This is a genomic window from Streptomyces sp. NPDC028928 (assembly GCF_055564915.1).
In genome coordinates, this window is the sequence record NZ_JBVHVI010000011.1 from 328,465 (window position 1) to 337,251 (window position 8,787).

5 protein-coding genes are annotated in these 8,787 nt (G+C 73.6%); 2 read left to right on the forward strand and 3 right to left on the reverse strand.

Going from position 1 to position 8,787, the window contains the following annotated elements; genetic code table 11:
- Positions 1 to 14: 14 nt before the first annotated feature.
- From ACZ4U1_RS26840 to eccE, 3 genes are all read right to left on the reverse strand, one after another.
- Entirely contained in the window at positions 15 to 3,194 is a 3,180-nt protein-coding gene (locus ACZ4U1_RS26840; protein ID WP_467906628.1) for an SCO5717 family growth-regulating ATPase, read from the reverse strand.
- A gap of 301 nt (positions 3,195 to 3,495) precedes the next feature.
- Positions 3,496 to 4,245 carry a hypothetical protein gene (locus ACZ4U1_RS26845; RefSeq protein ID WP_467906630.1) on the reverse strand — a complete coding sequence of 250 codons (750 nt, stop codon included), beginning with the start codon at positions 4,243 to 4,245 and terminating at the stop codon, positions 3,496 to 3,498.
- Entirely contained in the window at positions 4,245 to 5,606 is a 1,362-nt protein-coding gene (gene eccE / locus ACZ4U1_RS26850; RefSeq protein WP_467906631.1) for a type VII secretion protein EccE, read from the reverse strand. Before eccE ends, ACZ4U1_RS26845 begins: the two co-directional genes overlap by 1 nt.
- A gap of 206 nt (positions 5,607 to 5,812) precedes the next feature.
- On the opposite strand from eccE, the gene eccB reads away from it, so the two are divergent.
- Positions 5,813 to 7,336, forward strand: coding sequence for a type VII secretion protein EccB (gene eccB / locus ACZ4U1_RS26855; RefSeq protein ID WP_467906633.1), 1,524 nt, complete (start codon positions 5,813 to 5,815; stop codon positions 7,334 to 7,336).
- Between the two features lie 24 nt (positions 7,337 to 7,360).
- On the forward strand, positions 7,361 to 8,638 hold the full coding sequence (gene mycP, locus ACZ4U1_RS26860; RefSeq protein WP_467906635.1) for a type VII secretion-associated serine protease mycosin: 1,278 nt from the start codon (positions 7,361 to 7,363) through the stop codon (positions 8,636 to 8,638).
- Positions 8,639 to 8,787: the final 149 nt, after the last annotated feature.

Sequence of the window (8,787 nt, forward strand, 5' to 3'; positions counted from 1 at the left end):
CTTTGCCGTGGGCCCTACTGCTGGGGCGGAGCCTGCGGGGGCTGCTGGCCCGGCTGCGGCTGCGGCTGCGGCTGCGGGTAGCCGGGCGGCTGGGGCTGTGCCGGGTACGGCTGCGGCTGACCCTGCTGCGGCGGGTACGGCTGCTGCGCCGGGGCGTACGGCTGGCCGGGGGCCTGCGGGTAGGGCTGGCCCTGGGCCTGCGGGTAGCCCTGACCGGGGCCGTACGGCTGGCCGGGCATGGGCGGGGCGGCCACCGGCGGCGGGTTGCCGTCGCTCGTCCACAGGCCGTGCGCCTGCTGGTGGCGGGTGAAGTCCTCGGCGACCATCGCGGCGAGGTTGAAGTACGCCTCGCGCGTCTTCGGCCGCATCATGTCGAGGTCGACCTCGGCACCGGCGGCCAGATGCTCGTCGAAGGGCACCACGATGACCCCGCGGGTGCGGGTCTCGAAGTGCGCCACGATGTCCTCGACCTTGATCATCTTGCCGGTCTCGCGGACCCCGGAGATCACGGTGAGGGACCGGGAGACCAGGTCGGCGTACCCGTGCGCGGACAGCCAGTCCAGCGTCGTACTGGCGCTGCTCGCGCCGTCCACGGACGGCGTGGAGATGATGATGAGCTGGTCGGCGAGGTCCAGCACCCCGCGCATGGCGCTGTACAGCAGGCCGGTGCCCGAGTCGGTCAGGATGACCGGGTACTGCCGGCCGAGCACGTCGATCGCCCGCCGGTAGTCCTCGTCGTTGAACGTGGTCGAGACGGCCGGGTCCACGTCGTTGGCGATGATCTCCAGACCGGAGGGGGCCTGGGAGGTGAACCGCCGGATGTCCATGTACGAGTTCAGGTACGGGATGGCCTGGACGAGGTCACGGATGGTGGCCCCGGTCTCCCGGCGCACCCGGCGCCCGAGCGTACCGGCGTCCGGGTTGGCGTCGATGGCGAGGATCTTGTCCTGGCGCTCGGTGGCGAGGGTGGAGCCGAGCGCGGTCGTCGTGGTCGTCTTGCCGACGCCGCCCTTGAGGCTGATGACCGCGATCCGGTAGCAGGACAGCACCGGCGTACGGATCAGCTCCAGCTTGCGCTGCCGCTCGGCCTCCTCCTTCTTGCCGCCGAGCTTGAACCGGCCGCCCGCCGCCGCGGGCCGCCCGCTCTTCGCCTTCTGCTTCTTGTTGTTGAGCAGCCGGTCCGAGGACAGCTCGACGGCGGCGGTGTAACCGAGCGGCGCGGCACCGGGGTTGGTCGGCTGCCGCTGATCGTGCTGAACAGGCTGCGGCCAGGCGGCACCTGACCGCGGGTCGACCGGGGCCTGCGGGGCCTGCGGGGCCTGAGGCGTCTGCGGGGCCTGCGGAGGCTGCGGGGCGCCCGGGGCGGAGTCCGGGGTCTGCGGGAAGCCGTAATCACCGGGCTGCGCCGGAGGGTTGGGCGCGCCGGGCTGCGGGAAGCCGTACCCGCCCGGCTGTGCCTGCGGGTTGGGCACGCCCGGCTGCGGGAAGCCGTAACCGCTCGGCGGGGTCGGGCCGTTGGGGGCCGCCGGCTGGGGCGCCGGGGGCTGCGGGAAGCCGTAACCGCCGGGGGCCGGCTGCGGTGCCGGTGCCGGTGCGGCGGGCACGCCGGGCTGGTTCGGCTGACTGGCCTGGTTCGGCTGGTTCGGCTGCTGCCACGCGGCGGGCGCGGGCTGCGGCGCCTGCGGCTGGAAGGGCGGCTGCTGGCCGGGCACACCGGCCGGGACGTGGCCACCCGCCGGCTGCGGCTGCTCGCCCGGCATCGGTCCGGGCTGCTGCGGGGCACCCTGCGGGGTCCCGGGCTGCGCGGGCCACTGGGCGGCCGGAGCCGGCGCGGCAGGCTGGTACGACGGCGGCAGCGGGGGCAGCCCGTTCTGCGGCGGGGGCGGCGGGGTCCAGCCGGGCTGGGCACCCTGAGGGGCCGGGGGAGCGGGCGGTACGGCAGGCTGCGGGGCACCGGCGTCGGCGCCGGGCTGCGGGAAGCCGTAGCCGCCGGGCCGGCCGGGGTCGGGCTGTCCGGGGGTGGGCTGGCCCGGGACGGGCTGCTGGGCGTCCGCCTGCGGCGCGGCGGGCTGCTGCGCGGCGTTGTCCTCGGGCGTGCCCTGCTGGGCCGCGCTGCTCTGGGCCTCGGCCTCTGCGGCGGCGTCTGCGGGGGCGGCGTCTGCGGTGACGGCGTCCGCGGTGACGGCGTCCCCAGCCACGGCCTCCGAGGCCTCCGCCGCGTCGGACTGCGCGGCGGCGTCGGCTTCCTCGCCGGCGCCCTGGTCGCCCCCGTCGTCCGCCGCCGCACCCTTCTCGGCGTCGGCCGAGTCGGTGGCACCCTGCGCGACCGAGCCCTCGCCCCGCTCCTCTTCCCCGTCGGAGCCGGAGCCGTCCGAGCCGGAGCCGTCCGAGCCGCCGGTCTCCGCCACCGCGCCCTCCTGCGCGGCAGCCTCGCCACCGGACTCCCCGGTACGGTCCTCGGCTTCCTCGGCACCGGACGAGCCGTCCGTACCCTCCGTACCCTCCGTACCCTCCGCGCCTTCCGTGCCGACGGCGGCTGCCGTGTCCTGCGCGGAGCCCTCGCTCCCGGATGCGGCCGGCGTCCCGGCGGCTGCCGTGCGCTCGGCGATCTCGGCCATCTGGCGCTTCAGGGCGACGGCGGAGAACCGCATGGTCGCCCCACTCTCCAGGTCACCGTTGTCGGTCTCCGGCTGGACCGCGGAGGAGGCGGCCGGCGTCTCCTGCGGGGCGGGCTGAGGCTGCTGCAGCTCAAAACCGTCGGGCAGCCGCGGCATGGGGACGGGATTGCCGGCCGGCGGCGCGGGCTGCGCGACCGGGGGAGCCGGAGGAGCGTAGGGGGCGCCCTGCGGCGGGGTGAACGACGCGTCCGGCGCCGGAGCGTACGGAGTCCCCTGCGGGGGCGTGCCCGTCGGCTGGGCGGCCGGCGGGGGCGGCGTCGGACCCGGAACCGGCGTGCCCGTGGGGAACGGCACCGCGGGGGCGGCCGGAGCGCCCGAGTCACCGCCGGAGCCGGTGCCGGCGAAACCGCCCGCACCGCCCGGGCCTCCCGCCGTACCGGACGCGTTCTGCGTGTACCAGGCGGGGGGAGCGTAGTCGATGGTGAACTCGCCGGTGGTCTCGATGGCCTCCGCGTCGGGCTGGTCATCGCCGGGTGTGTCCCAGCCCCCGCGCATCCCGTCCCGATCGCTGCTCACAGTTCCTCCTGGTGTGGTCGAGCACCCTCATGCCGTGCCGGGGCGACCATGTCGTGTCGTACCGAGTCGTCCGTAGTCGTTCGGGGCAGTCCGATTCACCGGCCCTCCCCCGGGACACCGACGCCCGGTCCACGGGTCCTGCCATCGCGCCCGCTCCCAGCCTAATCACCAAGAGCCACACCTCGGCAGGCCCGCCCACCTCTCCGCGCCCGCCCACCAGGTCACAGCGGGCCCGGAAACGCCCCGCCCGGCCCGCACAGCCACTGCCACACGGTGAACAAAAGGGACGGGCGAGGGCAGTTCAGTCCATCCGTCGGGGCGTGCCCAACAATCCGATCTCGGCGTCGGTGGGTTGGGTCAGCACATACTGCCGGTCACGGTCGGTACACCACAGGGTGACACCGTCGGGCAGCGCCGGCAGCGACTCCACCTCGGTCCGCGACAGCCCCATGGTGCGCCCCAGTTCGGCCGCCTCGTCCGGCGAGACCCGCTGGATGCCGGCGAGCCGCGCCTGCCGCAGCAGCCGGGGCGCGACCGGGCTGAGATACGGCAGCAGCGTCAGCACCGACTGCCAGGGCCCGGACACCACCCGCCCGCGCGGGGGCCGCATACCGCAGTCCCGCACCACCAGCACCGGCGTCCCCGCGGAGGCACCCTGCGGCGGAACCCGCCCCACCTCGTACACGGACAAGCCGTTCTGCCCGCCGCCCATGGCGTGCACCATCTGCATCCACGCCTGCGGCCGCCCGGTCTCCACCGCGACCCGGGCACCGGTGGCGGCGGACCGCAGAGCGAGAACCTGGGCCGTCCACAGGCCGCCGATGAGCACCATGTCGTACGGCGTGGGGCGGTTCACGCCGAGCACGGCGGGCTCGCCCTCACTGTTGACGCCGACCACCACACCGTCGTCGCCGATGGGCAGGGTCAGTGCGTCCGCCTGCTCCACGGGCAGCGAGTGCCGCGGATGACGGGGGCCCAGCAGGCCGAAGCCGGTGCGCAGCCGCTCGGCGAGGCCGGGGCCCGAAGGGGTGGGCGTGGTCGTCGTGTTCATCAGCGGGCGCCTCCGAGCGGCAGGGTGGCCAGAACGCCGGGGAGCTGTTCCCGGTCCAGACGCGCGAGCCCGGTCCGTGCCTGCTGCGCCGCACGCTCCAGATCGCGCCGCGCGTCGGTCAGTTCCTGCTTGCTGCGCCCGGTGATCCGCACGTGACCGGTGACGGTCACGTCCTGCTGTGCGCCCTTGGCCAGCGTCAGGCTGAAGGTCGTCGCCAGCGCGGGCACCGCGGTCAGCTGGGCCACCAGCTGGGCCAGCGAGCCGCCGTTGCCGCCGAGCTGGGGCCAGCGGCGCACCCAGTAGGTGGTGTGCCGGCGGTTGTCACAGCGCCAGCTGCGGCTGGACTCCTCGGTCCGGCGCTGCGGCGCCTCGCCCCGCCCGGCCTGGGCCGTCACCATCGGATTGGCGCACGCGGACGTGGCGATCGCGGCCGTCAGCTCCTCCTCGGTGAGCACGTTCGCCCGGAACCCGGCGCCGGTCAGCCGGCTCGACAGGTGCTCGGCCGAGCGCGCGAGGCACTTCTGCGCCCCCAGCAGCCCGCCGCCGCGCGCGGCCACGGCCTCCGGGCACAGCTCGGGGTCGAGTTTCAGCGCGATCCAGGTGATGCGGACCGCGGGGGAGCCGGTCTGGGCCTGCAGCGGGGCGTAGTTGCTGACCACGACCGACTGCTGGGGCAGGTGCAGCGCGGGCGCGGGCTGGGTGTGCACCACGATCTGCGCCGACTCCAGGCGGATGCCGTCGACTTCGAGGACGTCCCGGACGAGGGCTATGGGCAGCGGTCGCCGGCCGCGCTCCGCGCGCAGCGCGTCGACGTCCGACTCCACCTGGAGCACCGCGGTCAGGAACCCGCCGTCGCCCACCATGCCGATCGGCCGCTGGTCGCGGTCGTCGCCCCGGTTGTAGCTGAACGTGCGCAGGGTCGGGTCGCACTCCACGGCGGGCGCGAGACCGGAGTCGGTCCCGGGTGGCACCGGGGTGTTCGCGGCCCGCCGGATGCGGGCCCGCATGGCCAGCAGCGTGCCGAGCCACTCCGGCAGGGAGCGCCCGCGGCGCCGTACGACGGCGAGCACCACGAGCACGACGGAGACGGGGGCGGTGGCGATCAGCGCCACCGTGCCCAGCAGCCAGCCGCACAACGCGAGTGCGCCCGCGATCTCCAGCAGCACCAGCCGCTGCACCGCGAACGAACCGCCGCGCCCCGAGCGGGACTCCAGGCGCGGCGTGACAGCGCCCTGGTGGGGCGTCGGCGCCTGCTGGGCGCCGCCCCGCCGGGAGGAAGAGCCGCGGCTACCCGACCGGCGCGCGCCACCCGATCGTGACCCCGATTGCGATCGCGACCGGGCCCGCGTTGCGGAAGCCATCACTTCAAAACCCCCGAACTCTCCCGAAAACCCTTGCGCTCCGGTCCCTTCAAGCCCTGAGCACCCTACCCGTGCCACAAGCACGTCCTCGCAACAGGCATAGTAGGGGCCGGGTCTGACAGTCGAGGCACCAGAGGCAACCGAGGGCGGGGGACGGATCTTCACAGGTCCCCCACGGCTCCGCAACGGGGAGAGAGCGGACACAGATGGCATCACGGCGGGACGAACTCAACGCCTACACCTTCGCGAAGCGCCGTACGCTCGCGTCATTCCTGCAGCCCTCCCCCTCCGGCACGGAGGAGGGCGCCCCCAAGCCGCTGGGGGCGCTGGTCCCCGGCCTGGTCGTCGGCGTCGTGGTCCTCGCGGTGTTCGGCGCGATCGGCATGTTCAGCCCCACGGCACCCAAGGGGTGGGACACACCCGAGGAACACGTCATCGTCGCCAGCGAGTCGACCACCCGGTACGTCGTCCTGAAGACGGGCAAGCAGAAGCAGCTCCACCCGGTCCTCAACATGGCCTCGGCCAAGCTGCTCCTGGACCCCAGCAAGGCCAGCGTCATCACCGTGGACGAGAAGATCCTCGACAGCGGCAAGCCTCCGCACGGCGCCACCATCGGCATCCCCTACGCCCCCGACCGCCTGCCCTCCCCGGGGGAGGCCGAGGCCGCCAAGCGCTGGGCGGTCTGCGAGCGCCCCGGCGACGGAGGCCGGGCGATCCAGAAGGCGGCGTTCGTTCTCGCGAAGAAGGAATGGTCCAAGACGGAGGGGCCCGACAAGCTCACCCGCGGCGACCTGATGTACGTCGTCGGCCCGGACGGCAAGACCCAGTACGTGGTCGACGCGGGCGGCACCGCCTACCAGATCGCCGACCCGGCCGACAAGGAACTCCTCAAGGCCCTCGACACCCAGGGCCGTGCCCCGCAGCGCGTCTCCCAGGACTGGCTCGCCACCCTGCACAAGGGCAGCCCGATCGCCATCCCGAGGATCGACGGCACCCCCGGCGCGAAGGCCAACGCCGGGATCATGCCCGCCCAGTACGACAAGGTCGGCGAGGTCATCAAGGCCTACGACGGCCAGGTGCTGCGGTACTACGTCGTCCTCCAGGGCAAGGTGGCCCGTATCTCCGAGTTCACGGCCACGCTCCTGCTCAACAGCGGCCAGCTGGTCGGCGTGGGCCAGGCCGGTGAGGCGCAGCAGGTCAGCCCCGGCGCGGTCGCCGACAGCACGACCTTCGACGAGGACAAGACCTGGCCGGCGTACAAGCCGCGGACGGTGAACGACGGTTCCAGCGCCACCAGCGGCCGCAACACGGTCTGCAACGTGCTGCAGTCGGTCGGCGCCAAGGGCAGGACCACCCTGTCCACCTGGGTCGGCAAGGACTTCCCCGCCCAACTGCCCACCGGTTCCTCCAGCGCCTACGTCACCGCCGGTTCCGGCCAGCTCTACCGCCAGTTCCAGGGCACCGAGACCACGGCCGGCGGTGTCTTCCTGGTCACCGACACGGGCCTGCGCTACGCCCTGCAGTCCAACAGCGACAGCGCCACCGAGGACAAGGGCATCGGCACCTCCGACAAGAAGCGCAAGGAGGAGCTGGCCGAGGCGAAGATCGCCCAGACCCGCCTCGGCTACGAGAAGGTGAACCCCGTCCCCGTCCCCATGGCGTGGTCGACCTTCCTGCCGACGGGCCCCCGCCTGTCGGAGGCGGCGGCGCGGCAGCCGCAGGGTTCGTAGCGGCGGGCGGAGGAGAACGCACTCATGCTGAAGGCAAGCACGCCGGGGACTGGGACGCGCACGGCCCTTATGGCCGCCGCGGTGGCCCTCACCGCGACGACCACGGTGGTCGCCCTGCCCGCCACCCCCGCCCGGGCGGACGACGGCCAGTGCACGTTCCCGTCGAAGCGGTACGCGGGCCGGCCCTGGGCCCTGCAGCGCGTCAACCTGGACGAGCTGTGGGCCCAGTCCACGGGCAAGGGCGTTCAGGTGGCCGTGATCGACACCGGGGTGGACATCAAGAACCCGCAGCTCACCAAGGCCGTGGACGCGTCCAAGGGCAAGAACCTGCTGCCCGAGAAGAACCGCAAGGGCGAGAAGATAGACCGCGGCAACAAGTCGGGCACCACGGACACCGTCGGCCACGGCACGCGCGTGGCGGGCATCATCGCGGCCCGCCCGGTGAAGGGTACGGGCTTCGTCGGTCTGGCTCCGGACGCCACGATCATCCCGATCAAGCAGAACGACGCCGAGGGCGACGGCACGGCGGACACGCTGGCCGACGCGATCAAGTACGCCGTGCAGGCGGGCGCCGACGTCATCAACATCTCCCAGGACACGTCCGAGCCCCTCAACCCGAAGGACTCGACCCTGAAGGACGCCGTCGACTACGCCCTGGACCGGAAGGTCGTGGTCGTGGCTTCGGCCGGCAACGACGGCGTGGGCGGCAACGTCAAGGTCACGTACCCGGCGTCGTACGACGGTGTCCTGGCGGTGGCGGCCTCCGACCGCAACAATGAGCGGGCCGCCTTTTCACAGTCGGGAGATTTCGTGGACGTCGCGGCTCCCGGTGTCGACATGATCTCCACCGTGCCGGGTAACGGCCACTGTTCGGACAACGGCACGAGCTTCTCGGCGCCCTACGTCGCGGGCGTGGCGGCCCTGTTGAAGTCCAAGTACCCCGACTGGACGGCCCAGGAGGTCGTCGCCCAGATCGAACAGACCGCGGAACGCTCGATTCCAGGGAACGACATCCGGGTGGGATGGGGCGTGGTGGATCCGGTGAAGGCCCTCACGGACGTGGACCCGGCGCACCCCGTCCAGTCACCGCACCCCCAGAACGGCGTGGCCCGGGGCGAGGCCCCGTCGGTCACCCCCCTGCACTTCGGCGAGACGGCCGAGGAGCGCAACAGCCGGCTGGCGACCTACACGGTCGTGGGCGGCCTGGTCCTGGTGGCGGGCCTGGCCGGTACGGCGGTGGCGGTGCGGGATGCGCGCCGCAGGCGCGGCGGACGGGCGCACGGCGGCCCACGGACGTCCTGACCGCGGGCTCCCGTCCTCGGGGACCGGAGACATAGGAAGGCGGGGGGGGCTCGAGGGGACCGCCCCCCCCCCACGCTTGCGGTCCACACCCGACCAGGGAGAGAGTGCACTCTCGGGGGGGGAAGCCCTCGCTTTGTCCTTTCGGTTCA

Coding starts and splice junctions, on each gene's coding strand:
- ACZ4U1_RS26845 (WP_467906630.1), bottom strand. CDS start 4,245: ATGAACACGACGACCACGCCCACCCCTTCGGGCCCCGGCCTCGCCGAG.
- eccE (WP_467906631.1), bottom strand. CDS start 5,606: ATGGCTTCCGCAACGCGGGCCCGGTCGCGATCGCAATCGGGGTCACGA.
- eccB (WP_467906633.1), top strand. CDS start 5,813: ATGGCATCACGGCGGGACGAACTCAACGCCTACACCTTCGCGAAGCGC.
- mycP (WP_467906635.1), top strand. CDS start 7,361: ATGCTGAAGGCAAGCACGCCGGGGACTGGGACGCGCACGGCCCTTATG.